Annotated in this window: 19 protein-coding genes; 15 read left to right on the forward strand and 4 right to left on the reverse strand. The window is 40.9% G+C overall.

What is annotated here, in order from left to right; all coding sequences use genetic code 11:
* Positions 1-9 precede the first annotated feature (9 nt).
* From dnaX to ppsA, 8 genes are all read left to right on the forward strand, one after another.
* Positions 10-2,214: a DNA polymerase III subunit gamma/tau gene (dnaX, locus tag H4J59_RS12135; protein ID WP_182239721.1), complete on the forward strand. Its 2,205-nt coding sequence runs from the start codon at positions 10-12 to the stop codon at positions 2,212-2,214.
* Positions 2,215-2,278: 64 nt separating this feature from the next.
* The gene (locus H4J59_RS12140; RefSeq protein WP_182137031.1) at positions 2,279-2,608 is read left to right on the forward strand and encodes a YbaB/EbfC family nucleoid-associated protein; all 330 of its coding nucleotides are present in this window, start codon (positions 2,279-2,281) and stop codon (positions 2,606-2,608) included.
* A gap of 328 nt (positions 2,609-2,936) precedes the next feature.
* Positions 2,937-4,715, forward strand: coding sequence for an acetate--CoA ligase (gene acsA, locus H4J59_RS12145; protein WP_182239723.1), 1,779 nt, complete (start codon positions 2,937-2,939; stop codon positions 4,713-4,715).
* Between the two features lie 50 nt (positions 4,716-4,765).
* The gene (pdhA, locus tag H4J59_RS12150) at positions 4,766-5,785 is read left to right on the forward strand and encodes a pyruvate dehydrogenase (acetyl-transferring) E1 component subunit alpha (protein ID WP_182185026.1); all 1,020 of its coding nucleotides are present in this window, start codon (positions 4,766-4,768) and stop codon (positions 5,783-5,785) included.
* Positions 5,782-6,783: an alpha-ketoacid dehydrogenase subunit beta gene (locus H4J59_RS12155; protein WP_182239724.1), complete on the forward strand. Its 1,002-nt coding sequence runs from the start codon at positions 5,782-5,784 to the stop codon at positions 6,781-6,783. The genes pdhA and H4J59_RS12155 overlap by 4 nt, the downstream gene beginning before the upstream one ends.
* A 51-nt stretch (positions 6,784-6,834) precedes the next feature.
* Positions 6,835-8,160: a dihydrolipoamide acetyltransferase family protein gene (locus H4J59_RS12160; protein WP_182239726.1), complete on the forward strand. Its 1,326-nt coding sequence runs from the start codon at positions 6,835-6,837 to the stop codon at positions 8,158-8,160.
* Positions 8,157-8,402: an acyl carrier protein gene (locus H4J59_RS12165; RefSeq protein WP_182239728.1), complete on the forward strand. Its 246-nt coding sequence runs from the start codon at positions 8,157-8,159 to the stop codon at positions 8,400-8,402. The genes H4J59_RS12160 and H4J59_RS12165 overlap by 4 nt, the downstream gene beginning before the upstream one ends.
* Positions 8,403-8,442: 40 nt before the next feature.
* The gene (gene ppsA, locus H4J59_RS12170) at positions 8,443-10,956 is read left to right on the forward strand and encodes a phosphoenolpyruvate synthase (protein ID WP_182239730.1); all 2,514 of its coding nucleotides are present in this window, start codon (positions 8,443-8,445) and stop codon (positions 10,954-10,956) included.
* A 3-nt stretch (positions 10,957-10,959) separates the two neighbouring features.
* Here the strand turns inward: ppsA and H4J59_RS12175 are convergent, their stop codons facing one another.
* From H4J59_RS12175 to fdhF, 3 genes are read right to left on the reverse strand one after another with little or no spacing between them, the layout of a single operon-like run.
* Entirely contained in the window at positions 10,960-11,904 is a 945-nt protein-coding gene (locus tag H4J59_RS12175; protein ID WP_182239733.1) for an oxidoreductase, read from the reverse strand.
* Positions 11,897-12,937 carry a 4Fe-4S dicluster domain-containing protein gene (locus tag H4J59_RS12180; RefSeq protein ID WP_182239735.1) on the reverse strand — a complete coding sequence of 347 codons (1,041 nt, stop codon included), beginning with the start codon at positions 12,935-12,937 and terminating at the stop codon, positions 11,897-11,899. The genes H4J59_RS12175 and H4J59_RS12180 overlap by 8 nt, the downstream gene beginning before the upstream one ends.
* Positions 12,918-15,029 (reverse strand): formate dehydrogenase subunit alpha, encoded by a 2,112-nt coding sequence (gene fdhF / locus H4J59_RS12185; protein WP_182239737.1) that lies wholly within the window; start codon positions 15,027-15,029, stop codon positions 12,918-12,920. Before fdhF ends, H4J59_RS12180 begins: the two co-directional genes overlap by 20 nt.
* Before the next feature lie 242 nt (positions 15,030-15,271).
* Between fdhF and H4J59_RS12190 the strand changes: the two genes are divergently transcribed.
* From H4J59_RS12190 to H4J59_RS12200, 3 genes are all read left to right on the forward strand, one after another.
* Entirely contained in the window at positions 15,272-16,090 is an 819-nt protein-coding gene (locus H4J59_RS12190) for a formate/nitrite transporter family protein (RefSeq protein ID WP_182136947.1), read from the forward strand.
* A 108-nt stretch (positions 16,091-16,198) separates the two neighbouring features.
* A complete protein-coding gene (locus H4J59_RS12195) occupies positions 16,199-16,516 on the forward strand; it encodes a hypothetical protein (protein ID WP_182198790.1) in 318 nt (105 codons plus the stop codon).
* 71 nt (positions 16,517-16,587) lie between these two features.
* Positions 16,588-17,016: a TerB family tellurite resistance protein gene (locus tag H4J59_RS12200; RefSeq protein WP_182239739.1), complete on the forward strand. Its 429-nt coding sequence runs from the start codon at positions 16,588-16,590 to the stop codon at positions 17,014-17,016.
* Positions 17,017-17,234: 218 nt separating this feature from the next.
* On the opposite strand, the gene H4J59_RS12205 is transcribed toward H4J59_RS12200, so the two are convergent.
* On the reverse strand, positions 17,235-19,925 hold the full coding sequence (locus H4J59_RS12205; RefSeq protein WP_182239741.1) for a cation-transporting P-type ATPase: 2,691 nt from the start codon (positions 19,923-19,925) through the stop codon (positions 17,235-17,237).
* Between the two features lie 194 nt (positions 19,926-20,119).
* Between H4J59_RS12205 and H4J59_RS12210 the strand changes: the two genes are divergently transcribed.
* The 4 genes from H4J59_RS12210 to H4J59_RS12225 all read left to right on the forward strand — a co-directional run bounded on the left by H4J59_RS12210 (position 20,120) and on the right by H4J59_RS12225 (position 23,175).
* Positions 20,120-21,190, forward strand: coding sequence for an NAD(P)-dependent alcohol dehydrogenase (locus tag H4J59_RS12210; protein WP_182239810.1), 1,071 nt, complete (start codon positions 20,120-20,122; stop codon positions 21,188-21,190).
* Positions 21,191-21,467: 277 nt separating this feature from the next.
* The gene (locus tag H4J59_RS12215) at positions 21,468-21,902 is read left to right on the forward strand and encodes a universal stress protein (RefSeq protein WP_182198793.1); all 435 of its coding nucleotides are present in this window, start codon (positions 21,468-21,470) and stop codon (positions 21,900-21,902) included.
* 188 nt (positions 21,903-22,090) lie between these two features.
* Positions 22,091-22,261: a hypothetical protein gene (locus H4J59_RS12220; RefSeq protein ID WP_182239743.1), complete on the forward strand. Its 171-nt coding sequence runs from the start codon at positions 22,091-22,093 to the stop codon at positions 22,259-22,261.
* Positions 22,262-22,458: 197 nt separating this feature from the next.
* Positions 22,459-23,175: an SGNH/GDSL hydrolase family protein gene (locus H4J59_RS12225; RefSeq protein ID WP_182239745.1), complete on the forward strand. Its 717-nt coding sequence runs from the start codon at positions 22,459-22,461 to the stop codon at positions 23,173-23,175.
* Positions 23,176-23,220 lie beyond the last annotated feature (45 nt).

The following is a 23,220-nucleotide window of genomic DNA, read 5'->3' on the forward strand; positions in this document are numbered from 1 at the left end:
GGCTGAAGAATGAGCTATCAGGTTTTAGCAAGAAAATGGCGACCAAAATCCTTTAGTGAATTGATGGGCCAAGAACATGTTGTTACTGTTTTGGTTAATGCCCTGACGCAACAAAGGTTACATCATGCCTATCTGTTTACTGGAACTCGTGGTGTTGGCAAAACTACCATCGCAAGAATTTTTGCTAAAAGCCTAAATTGCGAAACAGGCATCACAGCAACGCCTTGTGGTACTTGCGATGCTTGTGTGGATATAGATCAAGGTCGCTTTGTAGATTTACTTGAAATTGATGCTGCTTCACGCACTAAAGTTGACGATACGCGTGAAATTTTAGATAACGTACAATATGCACCAACAAGAGGTCGATATAAGGTCTATTTGATTGATGAAGTTCATATGCTGTCGCGCAGTAGTTTCAATGCCTTATTAAAGACACTTGAAGAGCCGCCAGAGCATGTAAAGTTCATCCTTGCGACTACTGATCCACAAAAATTACCCGTTACGGTACTTTCTCGTTGTTTACAGTTTCATTTAAAAGCGCTAACGATTAAACAAATTAGCGATAAAATTATTGAAATACTCACAAAAGAAACCGTATCATTTGATGATGAATCAATTGCTATGCTCGCTAAAGCGGCCCGTGGCAGCATGCGTGACTGCTTAAGTTTGACCGACCAATGCATCGCGCAAGGTAATGGCCATATAACCAGAAATGACGTGCAGCAAATGTTAGGTGGTGTTGACCGCGATTGGGTCTTTAAAATTATCATCGCCTTATTAAAACAAGACTCTGCCGCTTTAATGCAGCTTTCACTGGTGATTGCCTCATACGCGCCAAGCTATAGCCGATTGTCAGCTGATCTAATCCAACTACTGCATCAAATAGCGATGACACAAGTGGTTAAAGCTAATTTTAGCTTGCCGGCAGAACACCAACAATTGTTAACGCGTTTCTGTCAGTTAATGTCGCCTGAAGATGTTCAGCTGTATTATCAAATCGTGTTAACTGCCAGAAAAGATTTACCTTATGCAGATGATGAACAAGCTGCATTTGATATGATGTTACTTCGCTTACTTGCTTTTAAACCGGTTGTTAATAGTCATAATTTACCCGAAGCAGGTAAAGAAATAGCTGATGATATCTCGCTCAGTGATTCAACGTTATTAGCTCATGCTAGCGCTAATATCGATGAAAACCTCAATCCAGAAAAAAAATCAGCCTTACCAGAGAGTCAACAGCAACCAAGCGTTAATATAAATGCAGACAACTCGATTCCAGATGCAGGTATAGCCCCTGATCAAGAACTTGAAGCGAATGATGTTTTAGCAGAAGAAATGCGGGCAGTTGAACATCAAGCTCATACGCTTATTGAGCCATTACCCGCAGAGAATATATTACAATCTGAGCAGAGCAATAGTGATCAAAATATTATTGAACAAAGCCCTGTTGATCAAAGCCCTGTTGAACCAAATATTACTGAGCCAAACCTTACTGCTAATCATAATGATGAAGATAAAACTGTTGTTAGCACCACTAACAATAGTTCAGATTTACAACCGGGTAAAGATGACAAAAAAGTATTCGAATCGCCCGTTGCGGCAGCAATCGCGACACGAAATATGCTAAGAAGTCGTAAGAAGTCAATGGAGGATAGCGGAAAAAAGCCTAACGGCGCTGCCTTGCGCCCAGCATTAGCAACGAGAGAAAATGCCAGTGTCGACACGGTAAAAAATACCGCTGTTGAGCAGCCTAATGTTCCAGAACTAGCAACATTACCTGAGCAACCTTATAATGAAGGCGTTATCAATCCAGCGACGATTAAACTAGCAAACCAAGTTGATAAATGGGCACATATGATTGACAGTATGTCTTTGCTCGCGCGGCTAAGGCAGCTAGCAATCCACGCTACTATTGATGATAGGTCTACTGACGACTTATTGATTTTACAACTAGATCAATCAATTAAACACTTAAATAGCGATACAGCACATAAGCAATTAGAAGCACAAATATCTGAATATTTACAACGTAAAATTACCGTTGAATTAAATATTGTTGAAAAAACCGTTTCAGATCCTTATCAGATCCAAGCGGACATTAATGCCAAGCGCTATGAATATGCAAAGCAAGTATTAGCTGAAGATGAAATTGTTATAGCACTGCAACAACAATTTCAAGCTAAGCTTGACCAAGAAACTGTTGTAGCGCGTTAATCGCTACTTGAACTTTTAGCCGTTAACTACTATCTTTGGCGGCATATTACATTTGGAGAGAAAAATTATGATGAAAGGTGGCATGGGTAACTTAATGAAGCAAGCCCAAGACATGCAAGCTAAAATGGCAAAAGCACAAGAAGAGCTAGCCAAAATGGAAGTAACCGGCGAAGCGGGTGCCGGTATGGTTAAAGTCACTATGACAGGTAATCATAACGTTCGTCGCGTTATTATCGATGACAGCTTAATAGCCGATGATAAAGATATGCTTGAAGACTTAGTTGCCGCAGCAATGAATGATGCTGTACGTCGTGTTGAAGAGCAAAATAAAGATAAAATGGGTGCTTTAACTGGTGGTATGCAAATGCCTCCAGGGATGAAAATGCCTTTCTAGTTCTTAGTGTATGAAAAAGCCCGCTTTTAAAGCGGGCTTTTTTGTATGGGTCATATATGGGTCAAACAACAGAATAAAGTTTCTCATAAAATTATGATTCGTAGCTCTGGCTAAGTTTCTCAGCCATTTCTGAAATATAGTTTGTCTTACTTTACGATACCTGATGGTTCCTTTTTCTCTGAAATTTGTATATCTCCTTACTCGCACTCTTCGATATAACGCCTGCTGATTATTGTGTTTTCACCTGATGTAGATCAGTAAAAGCAAACGTAGAAAATTAGATGAACACTATACTTTTTGTATCGTTTACTTGATTGATCTTGCTCGTATGTCTGAAAATATAATTAATAAGATGTCATATAATAGTCGTGATACAAATTTGTATGATTATCAGCAGTCTTGTGATGACTTTAATTGGCAAACCGACCCCAATAAAACACTTAATATTGCCTACCAAGCCGTTGATAAGCATTTAAATACCAGCATTGAAGACAAAGTAGCACTTCGCTGGCTTGGTAAAGATGAACAATTAATTGATTATAGTTACCGTGATTTAGCAGAACAAACCAGCCTTTTTGCTAGTGTGTTAGCTAAGTTGGGTTTTGAGCCAGGCGTACGGGTATTTAGCTTAGTGGGTCGATTACCGCTACTGTATATTTCAGCGCTAGGGACGTTAAAGTTTGGCGGCGTTTTCACCCCCTTATTTTCTGCCTTTGGCCCTGAGCCTATTCGTTCTCGCATGGAGATAGGCGAAGTTAATGTATTAGTTACCACTAAGCGTTTATATGATAAAAAAATTGCCACTTGGTGGCATGAACTGCCTCATCTTAAAGTTATTCTATTCATCGATAGTCCTGAAGATGAAAACATTTCAGCTGCCTCTTCTCATCCCTTAGACAAAGGCTGTTATTGGTTAACCATACTGCTTACTGATGCTGACACCAGATATCCCTGTGCTAAAACTCATGGTAATGACATGGCTTTGCTGCACTTTACCAGCGGTACAACGGGTCAACCTAAAGGCGTTATTCATGTGCATCAAGCGGTGGTTGCCCATCAATCTTCGGCAAAGTACGCCTTAAACTTAAAACAAGACGATATTTATTGGTGCACGGCTGATCCTGGCTGGGTGACGGGTACCTCGTACGGCATTATTGCGCCACTTTGTTTGGGCGTGACAATGATTGTTGATGAAGCTGAATTTGAAGTTGAGCGTTGGTATCACATTTTACAGCAACAAAAAATAACCATTTGGTATACCGCGCCAACCGCGATTCGCATGTTGATGAAAGCAGGAACAGCTATTCGTGAACAATATGATTTATCCGCGTTAACCTTCATCGCTAGTGTTGGCGAACCTTTGAATGCTGAGGCCGTGCGATGGAGTGAAAAAGTACTGGGTTTACCTTTTCATGACAACTGGTGGCAAACAGAAACCGGCGCCATCATGATTGCTAATTTTGCCAGTCAGCCAATAAAACCCGGTTCAATGGGCTTACCTTTACCGGGTATAACGGCCGCTATTGTTAAGCGTAATGCACAAGGGCGTATTGAAACAATAGAGCAAGCTATGCAAATTGGTGAGCTGGCATTAAAACAAGGCTGGCCTTCAATGTTTCGTGGCTATTTGCATCGTGAAGAAAAATATCAACAGTGTTTTCAAGACGGTTGGTATTTAACTGGCGATCTCGCTAAGCGAGACGCACAAGGCTATTACTGGTTTGTAGGTCGGGCTGATGATTTGATCAAATCGTCAGGTCATTTAATTGGCCCATTTGAAATTGAAAGTGCCTTGATGGAGCATGAAGTTGTCGCTGAGGTGGGTGTTATTGGTATTCCTGACGAAATCACCGGGCAAAAGGTTAAAGCCTATGTGACGTTAAACCCTGATGTTGAATGCACTGAGCACAACTTAGTCGCATTACAAAAAGAGCTAAAAGGTTTTGCTCGTAAAAAATTAGGCGCGGCAGTTGCGCCTAAGGAAATAATTTTTCGTAAAAATTTACCTAAAACTCGCAGTGGTAAAATAATGCGGCGCTTATTAAAGGCACGTGAACTCAATTTACCCGAAGGTGATATTTCCACCTTAGAAAGTGATGAACAATAATGTTCAATAAGAAGGTAATGAAAAATAGTAAGAAAAAAGAGTAATAAAAAATGAATGATAAATTACATCTTGATAAAGCGCACTTACTTGAACAATTAAAACAAATGTTACGCATTCGCCTTTTTGAAGAAAAATGCGCTGAGCTTTATGCACAAGAGAAAATACGAGGTTTTCTTCATCTTTATATTGGCGAAGAAGCCTTAGCCGTAGGCGTGATGGCGGCGCTTTCCCCAGAAGATAATATTGTGGCCACTTATCGTGAACATGGTCACGCGCTTGCGCGTGGTTTATCAATGAAGTCTGTGTTGGCTGAAATGTATGGTCGCACGAATGGTTGCAGTAAAGGGCGTGGCGGCTCTATGCACCTATTTGATAAAAAGCAGCACTTTTATGGTGGCAATGCCATTGTTGGAGGTGGCTTGCCTTTAGCCACAGGTTTAGCTATGGCCAATAAGCAACTGAAAAAATCAGCGATAGCCGTTTGTTTTTTTGGCGAAGGAGCTGTGGCAGAAGGTGAGTTTCATGAAGCAATGAATCTTGCCGTGTTATGGCAATTACCCATACTATTTATTTGTGAAAACAATGGTTATGCCATGGGTACGGCATTGGCCTTATCTGAATCAGAAACCAATATTGCCAAAAAAGCACAAAGTTATGGCATGCCAGCGCAGCAAGTTGACGGTATGAATGTGGTCAACGTGGAAGCGGCAACGACTAAAGCAGTTCAGCACGTTAGAAGTCATCAACAACCTTATTTTTTAGAGTGTCAGACTTATCGTTTTCGAGGACATTCAAGCTTTGATGGTCAGCTATACCGTGATAAAGCAGAAATAGAACAGTGGAAAAAGCACGGTCCTGTAAAGCAATTAAAGCACTGGTTGATACAAAATCATCAGCTCAGTGATAGTGACTTTAACGGCATTGAATCAGAAATTAAACAAGAGATAATCGAAGCTATTAACTTTGCCGAGCAAGGACAATGGGAGCCGGTTGAAGATCTTTGTAAAGATGTTTATAGCCCAGCAACACCGAAAATAAATATCAAGGCAGAACAAGGAGGCTTGGCATGAAGGTTCAAACAAACAGCAGTCAAACAATGACTTACCGCGAAGCCTTACGTGCGGGTATTGAACAATGCCTAAACGACGATGAACGTACATTTTTAATGGGTGAAGACGTTGGACGTTATGGTGGCTGTTATGGCGTAAGTAAAGGCTTGTTTGAACATTATGGCGCAGAGCGAATTATTGATACGCCGCTATGCGAATCAGGTTTTGTCGGGGTAGGTATCGGCGCCGCGTTAGGGGGAATGAGGCCGATAGTAGAGGTGATGACGGTTAATTTTAGCTTGTTGGCAATGGATCAAATTGTTAATAGTGCCGCCACGTTACGTCATATGTCAGGTGGTCAACTGAATGTCCCCATTGTTATTCGCATGGCATGTGGCGCCGGCTTACAACTGGCCGCGCAACATTCTCATAGCTGGGAAAATTTATACGCCCATATTCCTGGTTTAAAAGTATTAAGCCCAGCAACGCATAACGATGCCCGTTATATGCTATTACAAGCAATACAAGACCCTGACCCTGTGCTTATTTTTGAACATGTCATGTTATTAAATAACCAAGGTGAAGTCTTTAATGCACCAGACGCTGATATGGAAAAAGCCGTAGTGCGTAAGCAAGGTACAGATATTACCCTGATCACCTATGGGGGCAGCTTACCTAAAGTTTTAATGGCAGCCTCTGCGCTTGACACATTGAATATTAATGTCGAGGTTGTTGACTTACGTTGTTTGCGACCATTAGATAACCACACCATTTTAGCCAGTGTTAAGAAAACACACCGCGCTATTATTATTGATGAAGGCTGGAAAACCGGCAGTTTAGCGGGTGAAATCAGCGCCATTATTATGGAGCAAGCTTTTTGGTATTTAGATGCGCCAGTGAAGCGAATTTGTACTCAAGAGGTGCCTATTCCTTACCCAAGTCACCTCGAACAAGCAGCTTTACCTCAGGTAGAACAAATCATCCGTTGTGCAACAATTTTATTTGCAGGTGAACAATAACGCTGCGCTTCAACGTCAGGCAGGTCATGTAAAATAGGGGGGAAGGCAAGCATGAAAAAATCCATAGACATTACCATGCCATCACTGGGGGCAGATATGAGCGAGGGCATGTTGGTCGAATGGTTAATCAAGGTAGGTGATAAGGTAAAGCATGGCGATATTATTGCCGTGCTTGAAACACAAAAGGGTGCTATCGACATGGAAGCCTACCACGACGGTATTATTACCCAGTTATTAGTTCAACCGGTAAACACTGTCCCTGTCGGTAGCGTATTGGCAAGGATAGACACCGAAGAAAAGTCACTAAATGAATCGAAAAATCAAAATACTAGCACTGAAGACATCATCAAAGAACCAATCACCACTGAAGAAATAAGCACTGAAAAAATAATTACTGAAAAAATTACACCCGAAAAAATAGTATCCGAGAAAATAATTGATGAGCCTGTTTTATTATCGGCAGCAGCCTTGACAGAAAAACCGTTATTAAAACCGCAAAAAAAAATCATTGAAAAGCTAAACATCAATACCAAAACTAATAACAAGACCAATAGGGTACTTGCTTCGCCCATTGTTCGTAAAATAGCAAAAGCACAGCAGCTAGATTTGTTGAGGATTAAAGGCAGTGGTCCTAATGGTGGCATCATACTAAAAGATATTGCGCAGATAACACCCAAAACACGGTTAACTGAAGGCGAGTCATTAACAAACATGCGTAGCGCGATCGCCGCTGCTATGACGAAATCTAAGCAAGAAATTCCCCATTTTTATCTGAGTGTAGACCTACCTATAAACAAGGCACAGCAATGGCTACAACAAGTCAATAAAGACAAAACACCCCAAACACATATTTTACTTATTGCACTAGTACTTAAGGCGGTTGCTATAAGCTTACAAAAATATCCGCAATTAAATGGCTTTTACCAACAGGGTCATTTTGAGCCAGTGAGTGAAATCAATATTGCCAATGTCATTAGTTTACGAGCTGGTGGAGTCGTTGTACCCGCATTGCGCCATGTCGAACAGTTATCGGTGCCAGAAATTATGTCTGCTTTGCGTGATATTACGCGTCGAAGTAGAGCGATTGAACGTGGTGAGCGTTTACGTAGCTCAGAACTGATGGGCGCCACAATTACCATAACCAATATGGGGGAGCGTGGCGTTGATCAAGTTTTTGGCATTATTTATCCGCCACAAGTCGCTATTATCGGTGTTGGTAAAGTAAAAAAAGTGCCGCAAGTATGCGATGAAAAAATTGATATTGGTGAGCAAATAACGCTTTGTTTAAGTGCCGATCATCGGGTAGTTGATGGCATGCTCGCGGCAAAGTTTTTAAATAGCTTGGCTAAAAATTTACAAAAACCGGAGCAATTATGAATACAACAGAAATCGAGCGCTTGATTATCGAGGCTATACAGGAAGTTGCGCCTGAAGTTGAAAAAAAAACCATTGATTTTGATGAAGATATCCGTGAAGAGTGTGATTTAGACTCAATGGACTTTATTAATTATTTAGCGGCGTTGCAAAAATCAACAGGAATAAAAATTATTGAGGGTGATTACCCTAAATTTCATAGTATTAATAGTGCGTTAGCTTTTCTTAACGATAAGAAAAGCTGAGTTTATACTCGGTAATGTCGAGCGGATAAAGGTGATAAATATGCAATCAAAACAACAAGCGCAAACTATTTTTTGGTTTGAAAAATTAACGCTCGCCAATCTTGAACAAGTGGGTGGAAAAAACGCCAGTTTAGGCGAAATGATCGCCAATATGAGTGAAACACCAGTGCAGGTGCCTATTGGTTTTGCGACCAGTGCGCAATTATTTGTCGATTTTTTACAACAAAATAAGCTCAATGAAAAAATAAAACATCATATTGATGCCTATGGTTCAGCACAACAAAATTTGGCCACTACCGGCAGTGCGATCAGAAAGTTAATTGCTCATGGTGACTTTACCGAGCAGCAAAGCAGTGAGATTACTCAAGCCTATCAAGACTTATCAAAGAGAATACAAGAAAATCAACATGACAAACTTAATCAAAATGACTTAGTAAACCAAGCCCCCTATATGGCTAGTGTTGCGGTAAGAAGTTCGGCTACCGCTGAGGATTTACCCGAAGCAAGCTTTGCCGGACAACAAGAGAGTTACTTAAACGTTATCGGCATTGAACATTTACTGATCGCCTGTAAACAATGTTTCGCTTCGCTTTATACCGACAGAGCCATTGTTTATCGGGAAAAACAAGGCTTTGAACATGAGAAAGTTGCCTTGTCGATTGGTATTCAACAAATGATTAATGCTCAAGTAGCAGGGGTGATGTTCACGCTTGATACCGAAACCGGCTTTAGTGACGTTGTTGAAATCAATGGCGCATGGGGATTAGGCGAAACCATAGTAAAAGGCAGCGTTACGCCAGACAGATTTATGGTTTTTAAGCCTTTGTTAGCACAAAATATAAAAGTTACCGCTAGTGAGCCACAGCAAAATTTTAGACCTATTATTGAAAAAAAATGTGGCAGCAAGTTAGTGAAAATGTGCTTTGCCCATGTGGATAAATCGAAAAAAATTCATCTAAGTAAAGTAGCAGCAAGTACTGAAACGCTAGTAACCAGTATTGAAGAACGTACCAGCTTAGTTTTATCTGATGATGAAATACTACAACTGGCAAACTGGGCGGTGATAATCGAGAAACATTACGGCAAAGCCATGGATATGGAATGGGCAAAAGATAGTATTTCAGGGCAGCTTTACATCGTTCAGGCTCGTCCTGAAACAGTAGAATCACAGAAAAATCATTCGGTATTAGTCAATTATAAACTGAAAGAAAAATCAAAAATACTTGTGCAAGGTGCCAGTGTTGGCAGTGCTATTGCTACGGGTAAGGTGTTTAAAGTCGTTAACCCTGAAGATGTGGAAAATTTTCCGGAAGGCGCTATGTTAGTGACTGAAAAAACCGATCCTGACTGGTTACCTTTAATGCGTAAAGCGGCAGGTATTATTACCGATACGGGCGGACCAACAAGTCATGCAGCGATTGTTAGTCGCGAGCTAAAAATTGCCGCGATTGTTGGCTGTGAAAACGCCACCCAAGTGCTAAAAAATGATCAAGAAGTTACCTTAAGTTGCGCGCAAGGCACACTCGGTATTGTTTATGAAGGTAGATTAGCTTTTGAAACTGAAGAGGTAAATTTAGCTGACATACCTCACACCAACACAGATATTATGATTAATGCCGCGATGCCCGATGGCGTTTTTAAATGGAGCACTTTGCCTGTTGCGGGGATAGGTTTAACCCGCATAGAGTTTATTATTTCCAGTCAAATAGGGGTGCATCCTATGGCGTTATTACACCCTGAAAAAGTGACTGATAGTAAAGTTAAACAAAAAATTAGTGAATTATGCCGTGGCTATGCACAAGGTGGAGATTATTTTGTTGATAATCTTGCACTAGGGGTCGCTAAAATTGCCGCTTCACAGTACCCAAAACCTGTCATTGTGCGCATGTCAGACTTTAAATCTAACGAATATCGTGGTTTATTGGGCGGGGAGTTTTTTGAACTGATAGAAGAAAATCCTATGCTGGGTTTACGGGGGGCCTCACGGTATTACCATAAACTTTATCGCGAAGCTTTTATGTTGGAATGTCAGGCGATTGTTAAGGTGCGAGAGCAAATGGGGTTTAATAATGTCATCGTGATGATCCCATTTTGTCGCACACCCGATGAAGCAGATAAAGTGCTTGCTGTGATGAGTAAAGCGGGGTTAACGCGTGGCGAAAAGGGCTTGCAGGTTTATGTCATGTGTGAAATACCGTCTAATATTATTTTGGCAGCAGAGTTTGCTCAGCGTTTTGATGGTTTCTCTATTGGCAGTAATGATTTAACTCAACTTGTTTTAGGTATAGACCGTGATTCAACAGAGTTAAAAAGCTTATTTGATGCGAGGAATGATGCGGTTAAAGTTATGATTGCACAAGTGATCAAAGTTGCTCATGAGTGTGGTTGCAAAGTAGGGATTTGCGGACAAGCCCCTTCGGACCATCCTGAATTCGCCGAGTTTTTAGTGGCATGCGGTATTGATTCTATTTCATTGAACTCCGACTCAGTTGCTAAGGCTAGCGTACATATTGCTTTAGCAGAAAACACGATAAAAAAGCAGAAAAACCTTTAATGATTAATGTGTTTTGAGTTGCTGTAAAGCTTGCCAGCTAAAGGTAGGGCCACTTTTACAAACATATTGATGCTTGATGTAACAATGGCCACATAAACCAACGGCGCAATGCATGCGTCGTTCAAGCGCAAGGAAAATAGCATCACTTGCCATGCCATGCTCAGTCAAATAAGTGGCGACACTACTCATCATCAGCTCTGGGCCGCAAAGCAGCGCCGTTGTGGGTGGGCGAGTAAAAGTGCTCAGCGCTTTGGGTAATATCATTAAAGGGCTACCTTGAACAGTAGTTGGCCATAATTCATCATTAGTATTAACACTGGTATTAGCACGGGTATTGTCATTGGCATTAGCACTAGGATGTTCATCAATGGCATCAAGAGTATTATATATCTTGATCTGCTTTTGCCAACGCGCACGTTCTGGGGTTAACATCTGCGCGGCTTTATTACGAGCACCATAGACTAAGATGAGTTGCTGTTTATTTTTGGCTTTTTCAGCTAGTTTATCAGTTGGTTTGTCAGGTGAGTTGTTAGTTAATTTGTCAATTAAAGTCACTAAAGGGGCTAATCCGCAGCCACCGGCAATAATGAGCGTATTATGATTAACAATTTTATCCAACGGCCAGCCACGGCCAAAAGGGCCACGCGCACCAAGAATAGCACCGCGTTGCATAGAGAATAAAGTTGAGGTGACTTGCCCCATTTGTCGAATAAAAGCTTTAAACTCACCTCGTTCATTGGGTGGTTCGGTAAAGGTGAAGGGGGCTTCACCTATGCTAGGGACATTGAGCATAAAAAACTGTCCTGGTTGTACTCGTTGCCAATCATGTGGATGATTTTTATTTTTACTTTGTGCTAAATTTAAAAGCCGAAACAAATAATGACGTGCCTGCTCACCATCATCAATGTAATCCACTAACTCAATACAATCAGGAATATGACTAAGCATGAGTCTCCTTAGGGCCATTTTTTTGACCACCTTCTTTAGTGATGCGCTTCATCACTGAATGTACACCAATAACACCCGGACAGGCTTGTTCACAACGACCACAGCCTACACAGCCATGGCGAGAAAATTCGGTGAAAAATTCATCAGCAAACTTATGCTGCCAAAAACGCTCTACTCTTGTGCCTGCTTCTGCCGAGGGATTATTAAAGCTTGCCTCTCGTTGAAAACCTTCATAAAGACAAGAGTCCCAAAAACGCTGCTGACTAAACGCATTGTTGTCTTGTTTTATCGCTCGGGTGCCATAACAAGAACAGGTTGGGCAGAGCGTGGTGCAACCAGAACAACCCAGGCATTGTATGGCTAACGTTTGCCAAAACTCATCAGTTATTGTTCCTGAATTTAACTTTTTTATACCATCAGTGATGTATTTATCGTCAGGAAACTTTTGTTCACATTGATGTAATGTTAAGTCTCTTTGGGTCAAATAATGCCAGTGTGTTTCTATCAGTGCTAATGCTTGTAATGCTTCTGCAGCTTTACTCGTTTGTTCAATGACTAGCCATTTATGACCTAGCGGGTGTAAAACAATATCTGCGTGCTCTTCTCTTACACCAGGCCCTGCATTCACCGTTGGACAAAAACCATGCTCGCAAGGATTAATGCAATCAAGTCCTACCAATAAGCCTTGCTGGCGCCTTGCCTGATAATAGCGATCGTCTTTAAAAAATTTATCTTGATAATGAATAGCCGTTAAATCACAGCTTTGTACGCCAAATAAAACAAAAGGCTTAGGTGTAGGTAAGGTTTCTTGAAAATATTCACCATTAAAAACCAGTACACTTTCTTGTTCGGCAAAAAAGAAGCCTTTGGCTGAGCTTTGTGGTTTGTCATGCACTAGAGGTTGAGTTTCGTCACTGGCGAGTTGTTGCCAATGATATTGACCATTATTATTTGTTACCACCTGATGAAATTGATAATCCTGAGCTAAATGTGCTTGCACATGCTGCAAGTCATCAAGTAAATAAATTTTCATGTTTTGGCTCCTGCTGCAATTGCTCGATTGTTTTTGGTATTTGCCCATTCGCTAATGCTGCAACCATGACCGCACAGGCTTTTAACTCAGGCATTTTAGTGATTGGATCTTGCGCGGTATTGGTGAGTTGGTTCGATGGCGCTTCTTTAAAATGATAAGGCATGCTGACCAGTCCAACAGGCACGTCATTAGTGATTATCGCTCGGGTCTCTAAATAACCTCGACGTGATTTAACGCTGACAGCGCCTTGATGGCTGATATTAAGGTTGTTGGCATCAATGGGATTTATAAATAAAATACCAGCAGGTATTTCTCTTTCTAACAAAGGCGAGTTTCGGGTCATTGAGCCACAACCATAATGAAAATGTAGCCGATTGGTGGTCAGTTGCAATGGAAAGTTTTCATCAGGAATTTCATCGATATCACTATGGTTTACTGCAATTAATTTTGCTTTGCCAATAGGAAAACTCGTGCTGTGTAAAATGGCGGTACCCTTGGGGCTGTCATCAGTGCAGGGCCACTGTAAGCCGTAATTATCCTCAAGTTTTTGATAATTCATCGCTTGATATGGCGGAGTTAGGGAGGTCATTTCATTAAATACGTCTTGTGAATTTGACCAGTTTAGTTGCTCAGAGCCCATTTGTTTTGCCAACGCTTGTAGCCATTGCCAATCACCTTTTGCTTGCCCAACAGGCGCGATAACTTGGTTTAATTTCTGTACTCGGCGTTCACAATTAGTAAAGGTACCTTCTTTTTCAGCAAAAGAAGCCGCGGGTAAAACAAAGTCGGCGAGCTTCGCTGTTTCGGTTAAGGTGAGCTCAGCAACAACCAATAAGTCTAAATTTTTGAGTGATGCTTTAACATGATTTTGATCTGGGTCGGTCACTACGGGGTCTTCTCCAAACAGTATAAGTGCGCGAAACTCTCCCGATAAAGCGCCTTTGGTCATACCTAATGAGGTTAATCCTGGGGCCTTTGCTAGCTCTGTATGCCAAGCGTTACTAAACTTTTCATGCGCTTTTTCATCATCAACATTTTGATAGCCTGGATAAACATTAGGTAAGCAGCCCATGTCACAAGCACCTTGAACATTATTTTGTCCTCTAAGTGGATTGACCCCAGTACCCGGCTTGCCAATATGGCCACAGATTAACGCTAAATTAGCCAAAGAAATAACATTATTGGTGCCGCTCATGTATTGGGTGATGCCCATGCCATAGAAAATCATTGCCCGTTTCGCTTGACTATATTGCTTTGCGGCTTGGTAAATATCTGCAGCTTTAAGGCCTGTTATTGCTTCAACTGATATTGGCGTAATATTTTCAACGTGTTTAGCTAGGTGCTCAAAACCTTCGCAACGTTGATGAATAAAATCTTTGTCATACCATTTCTCTTTGATGATGACATGTAGCATTGCATTGATCAGCGCAATATTACTGCCTAACTTGAGCTGTAAATGGAGAGGCGCCAGTTTAGCCAGGCGTATTTTTCTTGGATCTATGACGATTAATTTACAGCCATTGAGCTGTGCTTGCATAATATGCCCACCTAAAATACTGTGGTTTTCTGTCGGGTCGGCGCCAAAGACCATAATCAAATCAGTGTCGAAAATATCTTTGGCACTATTGGTCATTGCGCCAGAGCCTAAAGACTGCTTTAGTCCGGCAACAGTTGGGCTATGGCAAATACGGGCACAATGGTCGATATTGTTTGTTTTTAATACCGCCCGAGCGAATTTTTGCGCGGCGTAGTTATCTTCATTAGTTGCTCGAGCGCTGCTAATAACACCAACACTGTCAGTACCACTATATTCAATAATCTGCTTTAATTCTTCAGCAATGCTGACAAGGGCTTCTTGCCAACTAATGGGAAAAAATTGATGATTAATACGTTTTAGCGGTTGTGTTAAGCGGTTTTTATCCGTGATGGCATACGCGGTACTCCAGCCCTTCTCACAGAGTTTCCCTTGACTAATAGGGTGTGAAGGTTGTGGCTCAACGCCGAGAAGTTTACCTTTTTCATCTACAGATAAGGCTATACCACAACCTACGCCACAAAAGGGACAAATAGTATTTATGAGTTTATTAGCCACGTCTAATCCCCCCGTTACTTTGATTAAAGTTTGATTAAAGTTTGATTAAAGTTTGATTGAAATTCACCGGCAAAGCCAACATTTACATTGAGTATAGAGTCTAAAAAATGCCTGCTTATCGGCAAAAGTTTGCTTTGCCTGATATAAATCAGCCAACACTGTGATAAGTATATTTTATGAACAGCTAAGGTTTATTCTTAGGTTTGAAATTATTAATATTTGATCGCACAAGGCTTGTTGATATGTCTGAGATATTTGGTTCTGATGCCTTTTCACCAAAAGAAATTGCCCAGCGTGTTAATGATGTAGGTGTTGCTAAAGTAGGTTTGCCATTTTTATCGTTATTGATGCTGGGTATGCTTGCGGGGGCATTTATTGGCTTAGGCGCACTTTATTTTGTTTTGATAAAGTCAGATGCCAGCCTGGGTTTTGCTATTAGCCAAGTGTTAGGAGGGGTAGCATTTTCTCTGGGTTTAATTTTAGTCATTGTTGCTGGCGCGGAATTATTTACCGGTAATAACCTATTAGCGATGGCGTGGGCCGAAGGTAAGATATCGACAGCCCAGATCTTAAAAAACTGGCTTGTTGTTTGTTTTGCTAATTTTATTGGGGCAGCAGGTCTTGCCGTATTAGTTTTTCTGTCGGGTCATATTGACATGAACCAGGGTGCTATTGCTGAGCAATATATCAAAATAGCCCTTATTAAAAGTAACTTGCCTTTTTGGAGTGCTTTTTTTAAAGGCGTTTTATGTAATGTCTTGGTGTGTATGGCGGTTTGGATGGCCTTTGCGGGACGAAGCGTTACAGATAAAGTAATGGCTATTGTTTTTCCTATTTCAGCTTTTGTTGCCGCAGGGTTCGAACATTGCATTGCTAATATGTACATCATTCCTTTGGCGATGTTAGCGCAGACTTTTGGTAACACCGACTTGGCTGTTGCTGCGATAACTTGGTCTGGGTTTTTTAGTAATTTAGTACCGGTAATTATGGGTAATCTTGTGGGGGGGAGTGTTTTTGTTGCCTTTGTTTATCACATTATTTATCGGCGCAATCAGAGTTAATATTAACTTAAAATAATTGCATCGCTCACAGTTAAACTCAGGTCCTAAGTTCAGGTCTAAGCTCAGGTCTAAGTTCAGGTCTAAGTTCCCAGCTAAATAAGGTCGGTTATGTCATATTTTATTATTGCAGCCCAAGGTACTGAATTAGTTAAATATCATCTCGATTTTAATATTACGGCATTTAAAAATGAGCATGTGGCTTTTTCTGGTGCTTTGGGTAAACACCCTTATGATACCAATAAAGTGGTATTAATTGCAGAACCCTATGCCAAAAATACGCAGTATTATGAATTTAATAGTGCTGATATAGGCTTGATTGAAAAACTGCCTAATCTTATTAATAGCCATGGCGAAGATGCGGTTATGGTTCTGCTTTGGATAAAAAAAGGCTGTGTTGCCATTAGCAGTTCAGTGGTTTTTGTTTGAATCTCAGACTATCTAATTTCAATGTCAGCACCATGCTCTGCTCTGCACAAGTATCAACATAGGAGGTAAGTATGTTTGAATCATTTAAACACTGGTTTGAAGCCAGAGATCAAGAAAGCCAATTATTTGAGCATCCAAACTCACTGAACCTTCATATCGCATTGGCTGCTTTGCTCTATCATGTGGTTAGTGCTGACGGTTTGGATGATAATAATGAAAAGCAAGAATTTAAACTTATTATGGCCAAGGAGTTTCAGCTGTCAGAACAACAAATTATGGTGCTTTATCACTATGTGAAAAACCTTAAAAGTGATTTACAATCTGATTTATTAACGGTTGATATGTACCTAAAAAAGGATCCTAATTTACGTATGGCATTCATGGATAAACTAAATCAATTGATTGGCGTTGATGGTGTCGATAGCGAAGAACTGAATATATATTATGAAACATGGAAAGTTATCTTCCCAGACCTTGTTAAACAACTTAGGGATAAATAATGAATAGGGTTTTAAAAAAATTACTGAGCAGTAAGCCAAATACTCATTAGTTGATTTTGGTTTAAATTTCTGATCTAAAGCAACTAAAGCTGATGTGCTATTCATTGCTCCAACAATATAAACAGCTAACCAAACAATTTTTTAAACCCTCGCCTATCATTATCCTCCAACTAATATAACGATTAACCGTCGGTAAAATTAGACCGTGGTTATACGACTCATGATGTCATTCGTTCTGCACGTCGCCTAAAATATTTTTCCCCCTCGACTAAAAACAATACCGAAGAAGAAACGAGAAAAATACGTAGCCATACAGTTAAGTCAATGTCTGTTGTGCCAAATAAAGACTGCATGGGTATTAGGTAGGTGAAACCTAACTGTAAAAAAATCAGTATAACAATAGCGATTAATACATAACGATTACCCGTTAGTCCGGCCCAATTAAAGACACTGTTTTTCAAATAGCGGGAGTTAAATAAATAAAATATCTCAAACATAACCAAGGTATTCACCGCTACTGTGCGTGCATGTTCAATGCTCATACCTTGTTTAATTTCCCAAATATAAAGGCCGATTGTTCCACTCATCAAAATAACAGCAACAAAACTGATACGCCAAATTAAGTGGGGCGTCAGCATAGGTTCCTTAGAATTACGTGGTGGGCGTTTCATGACATTTTTTTCGGGCGGCTCAAATGATAATGACAATGCCAGAGTAACGGCGGTCACCATATTGACCCAGAGAATTTGTACTGGCGTTAACGGTAACTGATGAAAACCAAATAAAATTGCCGCCAAAATGATCAGTGCTTCGCCACCACCGGTGGGCAGAATAAAAAGAATCGATTTTTTGATATTGTCATAAACGGTGCGTCCTTCTTCTACCGCATGAATGATAGAAGCAAAATTATCGTCAAGTAATACCATTTCAGCGGCCTCTTTGGCCGCTTCTGTACCTTTATGACCCATAGCTGTGCCGACATCAGCACGTTTCAGGGCAGGGGCATCATTCACGCCATCTCCGGTCATGGCAACAATTAGCCCTAGCTCTTGCAACAGCCTAACTAAAAGTAACTTATGCTCCGGATTGACACGTGCGTAGACATCAATGTCTTGGATGCGCTGGCGTAATTCATCTTCACTCATGAGGTCCAGTTCCTGTCCGGTCAGTACATCGTCGACATTAATCAGGTTGAGTTGCTGGGCGATAGCGCGGGCTGTAACACCATGGTCACCTGTAATCATTTTTACCCGAATACCCGCTGCATGGCAGACTTTTATCGCCTCTATAGCTTCTTCACGAGGCGGGTCAATCAAGCCAAACATGCCTAACAATATGAGACCGTTATCCACGTCACTAAACTTTAATTCCAGCTGCTTATTATTGACTGGCTTAACGGCAATAGCCAATACGCGCTGGCCTTGATGAGCCATTTCATTTATACGGCTTAACCAGTAATCACTGTCTAAGGTCTGAACACCTTGTGCTGTTTTCTGATACCTACACATCTGTAAAATACGCTCGGGGGCACCCTTTAGGAAAACAAAGGCATCACCTGTGTGTTGATGGTGAAGTGTCGCCATAAAGCGATGTTCGGATTCAAAAGGAATCAGATCTGTGCGGGGATATAGCTTAGTCTCTGCCTCAAGGTCTAATCCAGCCTTGATACCTGATACTAATAAAGCCCCCTCCATGGGATCACCATGCACTAGCCATTCTCCCTCTTTTAGTTCTAGTGATGCATCATTGCATAGCACCGCAGCCCTGATAGCCTCTAATAGAAGTGACTTCTCTTCAGGAAACACATTCATACCTGATAACATTATTGAGCCATGAGGATCGTAGCCGGTGCCACTCAGTTCAAATAAACTACTAGTCGTGGCAATCATTCGAACCGTCATTTCATTGCGCGTCAGCGTACCTGTTTTGTCAGTACAAATGACGTTCACGGCCCCTAAAGTTTCCACAGCAGGTAATCTACGAATAATGGCATTTCGTTTTGACATACGCTGTACACCAATCGCCAGGGTGATTGTCATAATGGCAGGTAAACCTTCTGGAATTGCCGCTACAGCAAGGCTAACAGCGGTAAGAAACATTTCAGAGAGTGTATAATTTCTTACTAGTGAACCAAAAATAAATGTAAACATGGCAATCGCTAAAATGGCGAGTGTAAGCCAGCGTCCAAACTGGGCTATCTGACGTAATAATGGTGTTGTTAGTGAGTCTACTTGTGATACGAGTTTACTAATGTGACCAATCTCAGTTTGTGCACCTGTTGCAATAACCACGCCGCTGCCCTGGCCATGAGTCACGAGAGTGCCTGAGTAAGCTAAACATCGACGGTCAGCTATCATGGACTCTTGTGCAACAGGACTTGTGATTTTTTCTACTGCTATCGACTCTCCTGTTAGTGCTGCCTCCTGTACTTGAAGCCCTTTAACATAAAATAGTCGTAGATCTGCGGGGACCTTATCGCCCGACTGCAACATGACGATATCACCAGGTACTAAAACCTGTGCAGCAACACTTATTTTTTTTCCATCACGTAATGCCATGGCATTTGGAGAAAGCATCTTCCGAATAGCCTTCAAAGCATTTTCGGCCTTACCCTCTTGCACGAAGCCAATCATGGCATTAATCAAAACAACAGCTAGGATCACACTGGCATCTATCCAATGACCCAAGATTGCGGTAACAGCACTCGCTACTAGTAAGACATAAATGAGAATATTATGAATTTGGTATAAAAAACGCACTAATAAACCACGACCCTTTGATTCCGGTAAGGTGTTCGGTCCATATTTTGTCAGTCTTTTATTTACCTCATCTTTTGATAGTCCACTCGGTGTTGCCTCGAGTAATTCGAAGACTGTTTGTACCTGTTCAGTATGATAACTGTTTGACATCCTTATCCCTCCAATAGCTATGCTGATTTTTGAATGCACTAAACATTCATCATCTGAATCAATATCTGAATTACCAGCTAAAGAATACGCGCTTACACTTATTGTCGAACTGATAAATATCAGTTCTCACCCACAGCAGCCATGATAGCCTTTATATTCAAGACTAATTTTTGGAGTAAATTACTGTGGCTGAGATGATGAAAGCGGCTATTTTTGTTGAGCCTGGTCGAATCGTTCTTGATGACAAACCTATACCCAATGTTGGGCCTAATGATGCGTTAATAAGGGTAACTACAACAACAATATGTGGCACAGACGTTCATATATTGAAGGGAGAATATCCAGTCGCCAGAGGCCTGACAATAGGGCATGAGCCGGTCGGGATAATAGAGAAGTTAGGCGCTAATGTTGCTGGTTATCAAGAAGGTCAGCGTGTTATTGCGGGTGCAATTTGCCCTAGTGGCTATTCACACGCTTGCCTTGATGGACTTCATTCGCAAGATGGTGGCAGCTGTAGACATGGCCTAAAAGCACTTGGTGGCTGGCGTTTTGGCAATACCATTGACGGTGCTCAAGCTGAATTTTTATTGGTTCCAGATGCGATGGCAAATCTCGCGCTAGTACCTGATAATCTTACCGACGAGCAAGTGCTTATGTGCCCAGATATTATGTCTACCGGTTTTGCTGGCGCTGAATCAGGCAACATAAAAATTGGTGATAGTGTGGCTATATTCGCCCAAGGGCCGATTGGTTTATGTGCTACCGCAGGGGCTAAGTTGCGCGGTGCAACCACCATAATTGCAATAGAAACAGTACCACGGCGAATGGAAATGGCCAGACAATTAGGAGCAAATTTTGTCATTGATTATCGAAAAACTGAACCCGTGAAAGAGATTATGCGCATTACCCAAGGGCGCGGTGTTGACGTGGCCATTGAGGCATTAGGGCTACAGTCAACCTTTGAAAACTGCCTAAGAGCACTCAAGCCTGGAGGCACATTATCTAGCCTTGGCGTGTATTCTGAGGATTTAATTATCCCCCTCGATGCTTTTCATGCCGGACTAGGCGACAATAAAATAATTACCTCTTTATGTCCTGGCGGAAAAGAGCGGATGCGTAGATTGATGAATGTGATCGAATCTGAGCGAATTGATCTCAAAGCCTTAATTACTCATCATTATTCGCTTGATCAGATAGAAGATGCTTATGAACTATTTGCCAATCAAAGTGATGGAGTGCTGAAAATTGCGATAACCCCTAATTGAATATTTTAAGAACGGCATACGACTGAAATGCTAGCCATATAAAGTCAATTAAAAAGGTTAGCCTTAGTGCGCTATCCAAAAAGGGTAGATCAACAAGGTGAAAATTTTAATGGGGATGATTGTTATCGCGCTACTGGATTTAATCACACTCATACAAGCAAAATATAAGTGGCAAGTTAATAATAGAGTGGTTCTTCAGGATAACGATTTTTGATTTTTGGCTTTTTATTATTGATTATTGGCTTGGCATTAGGTCTTAATAAATGAGGGGAATGGTATGGACAAACCTATGTATATTGTTGGCATAGATGGCAGTGAGTGGGCAAAAAGAGCACTAGAACGTGCTATTTTATTAGCTGAAAAAACTGGTGCTAAGGTAAAGTTGGTGCAAGTTATTACCCCGATCCTATCAGAGCCATTTGTTGTTGATGGTGGAATTGTGCCTATGATAAAAAATGAAGATGAAAAAAAAATTGCCTTGAACATGCTGTCGTCTTTGTGTGATCAATATAAGAAATCAAATGTTCATTTAGACAGTGAAGTGCTAAGGGGAGACCCAGCTGAAGTTTTACATGATAAGACCAAAACGGAACATGCCAATATGCTTTTTGTTGGCCGACGAGGTCGTTCGCGTTTTTCTGAAATTATTGTTGGCAGTGTCTCTAATAAACTGGCTCACTCTATCGGCATACCTATTGTGCTAGTCCCTTGAACAAGGTTTTTTGACATTTTTATTATCGTATCAATAAGCTATTTTCATTGTGATTGTTGCGACTAATTCAATCATTTTGAGGTTAGTCAGGCTTGCGTCATTTATATGTTAACTCGGCTGATATTTATCATTTTATCCTTGGAGTAGATGCCGCAGACTGTGATCTTTATTTATTAATAGAGCTGATTATGCAAAAACGTGATTATAACCGTTTATTGGTACTGACCAAGAAAGAAGCCAACGAAAATGCAACTCGACAAGAATTACAAGAACTTGAAGCGCTAGAGTATAAGGTGATTGATCAACACCATGGAAGTGACTTGGATGACGCTTATGATGCTAAAGCTTTTTTAAAGTGATTACCGCAACCAGGACATGATTGCTCGCTTTCATCTAAGTTTGTTACTCACAGTATTAATCATGAAATGGTGAATATCATCTATTAGCAGCACAAGCAGCATAGGCAGTGACAGCATTCAATTCCCCGTTTAGTGATAGTAATACACAAAGAGCTAAAAACACAAAGAGGGAAATAAACTCAGGGAGGGTGATTAATATGTTCCATCAAATAACAACCGTTTTGTTAATGCCGGTATTGATACCACAAGCTATTTTTATCAATAAAATGACAGTATCACTGCCAGAGCCAACAGGGGAGCGTTTAGGTGTATGTGGTGCGGGTAATGAACTGAAATTACTCATCATTGGCGATTCAGCTGCCTTAGGTGTTGGGGTCGATGGACAAGAAGATGCTTTAGCCGGACAGCTATCATCATTACTTGGCTGTTATTATAGTGTTAGTTGGCAGTTACTTGCAAAGACCGGGGCCACGGCTGAAGATGTACTGGTTATGTTACAACATCAACAAGCGCAAGTGTTTGATGTGGTACTCGTATCGATTGGTGTTAATGACGTAACGCATTTCACTCATTTAAATCGATGGGAAAAAAGTATGAATTTGATGCTCAATATCCTAGTATCAAAATTTTCAGTAAAAAAAATACTGCTATCAAACTTACCACCCATGCAAGAATTTACCAGCTTTCCTTTACCTTTACGTTGGTGGTGGGGGCAGCGTTCTAAGCAGTTAAATAACCGGCTCACTGTTGTTGTTAAAAATTTTAGCCAATGTACTAACTTTGATATCGATGCACCTATTGAACCAAGGTACATCGCCAAGGATGGATTTCACCCATCAAAAATAGCCTATCAAGCTTGGGCGAATCAGGCAGCTAAAACAATTACCTCATCTTTAGATGACATCAACGCGTAATAAATGGCTTTGTTGATTATCTTATATAGGATCTGAATATATGGC

Source organism: Colwellia sp. MB02u-10, assembly GCF_014077185.1.
GTDB lineage: Bacteria > Pseudomonadota > Gammaproteobacteria > Enterobacterales > Alteromonadaceae > Cognaticolwellia.

What these genes read in the sequence shown, in the direction of transcription:
- dnaX (WP_182239721.1), top strand. Translation starts at nt 10, where the DNA reads ATGAGCTATCAGGTTTTAGCAAGAAAATGGCGACCAAAATCCTTTAGT.
- acsA (WP_182239723.1), top strand. Translation starts at nt 2,937, where the DNA reads ATGTCTGAAAATATAATTAATAAGATGTCATATAATAGTCGTGATACA.
- pdhA (WP_182185026.1), top strand. Translation starts at nt 4,766, where the DNA reads ATGAATGATAAATTACATCTTGATAAAGCGCACTTACTTGAACAATTA.
- H4J59_RS12155 (WP_182239724.1), top strand. Translation starts at nt 5,782, where the DNA reads ATGAAGGTTCAAACAAACAGCAGTCAAACAATGACTTACCGCGAAGCC.
- H4J59_RS12160 (WP_182239726.1), top strand. Translation starts at nt 6,835, where the DNA reads ATGAAAAAATCCATAGACATTACCATGCCATCACTGGGGGCAGATATG.
- H4J59_RS12165 (WP_182239728.1), top strand. Translation starts at nt 8,157, where the DNA reads ATGAATACAACAGAAATCGAGCGCTTGATTATCGAGGCTATACAGGAA.
- ppsA (WP_182239730.1), top strand. Translation starts at nt 8,443, where the DNA reads ATGCAATCAAAACAACAAGCGCAAACTATTTTTTGGTTTGAAAAATTA.
- H4J59_RS12175 (WP_182239733.1), bottom strand. Translation starts at nt 11,904, where the DNA reads ATGCTTAGTCATATTCCTGATTGTATTGAGTTAGTGGATTACATTGAT.
- H4J59_RS12180 (WP_182239735.1), bottom strand. Translation starts at nt 12,937, where the DNA reads ATGAAAATTTATTTACTTGATGACTTGCAGCATGTGCAAGCACATTTA.
- H4J59_RS12190 (WP_182136947.1), top strand. Translation starts at nt 15,272, where the DNA reads ATGTCTGAGATATTTGGTTCTGATGCCTTTTCACCAAAAGAAATTGCC.
- H4J59_RS12195 (WP_182198790.1), top strand. Translation starts at nt 16,199, where the DNA reads ATGTCATATTTTATTATTGCAGCCCAAGGTACTGAATTAGTTAAATAT.
- H4J59_RS12200 (WP_182239739.1), top strand. Translation starts at nt 16,588, where the DNA reads ATGTTTGAATCATTTAAACACTGGTTTGAAGCCAGAGATCAAGAAAGC.
- H4J59_RS12205 (WP_182239741.1), bottom strand. Translation starts at nt 19,925, where the DNA reads ATGTCAAACAGTTATCATACTGAACAGGTACAAACAGTCTTCGAATTA.
- H4J59_RS12210 (WP_182239810.1), top strand. Translation starts at nt 20,120, where the DNA reads ATGATGAAAGCGGCTATTTTTGTTGAGCCTGGTCGAATCGTTCTTGAT.
- H4J59_RS12215 (WP_182198793.1), top strand. Translation starts at nt 21,468, where the DNA reads ATGGACAAACCTATGTATATTGTTGGCATAGATGGCAGTGAGTGGGCA.
- H4J59_RS12220 (WP_182239743.1), top strand. Translation starts at nt 22,091, where the DNA reads ATGCAAAAACGTGATTATAACCGTTTATTGGTACTGACCAAGAAAGAA.
- H4J59_RS12225 (WP_182239745.1), top strand. Translation starts at nt 22,459, where the DNA reads ATGTTCCATCAAATAACAACCGTTTTGTTAATGCCGGTATTGATACCA.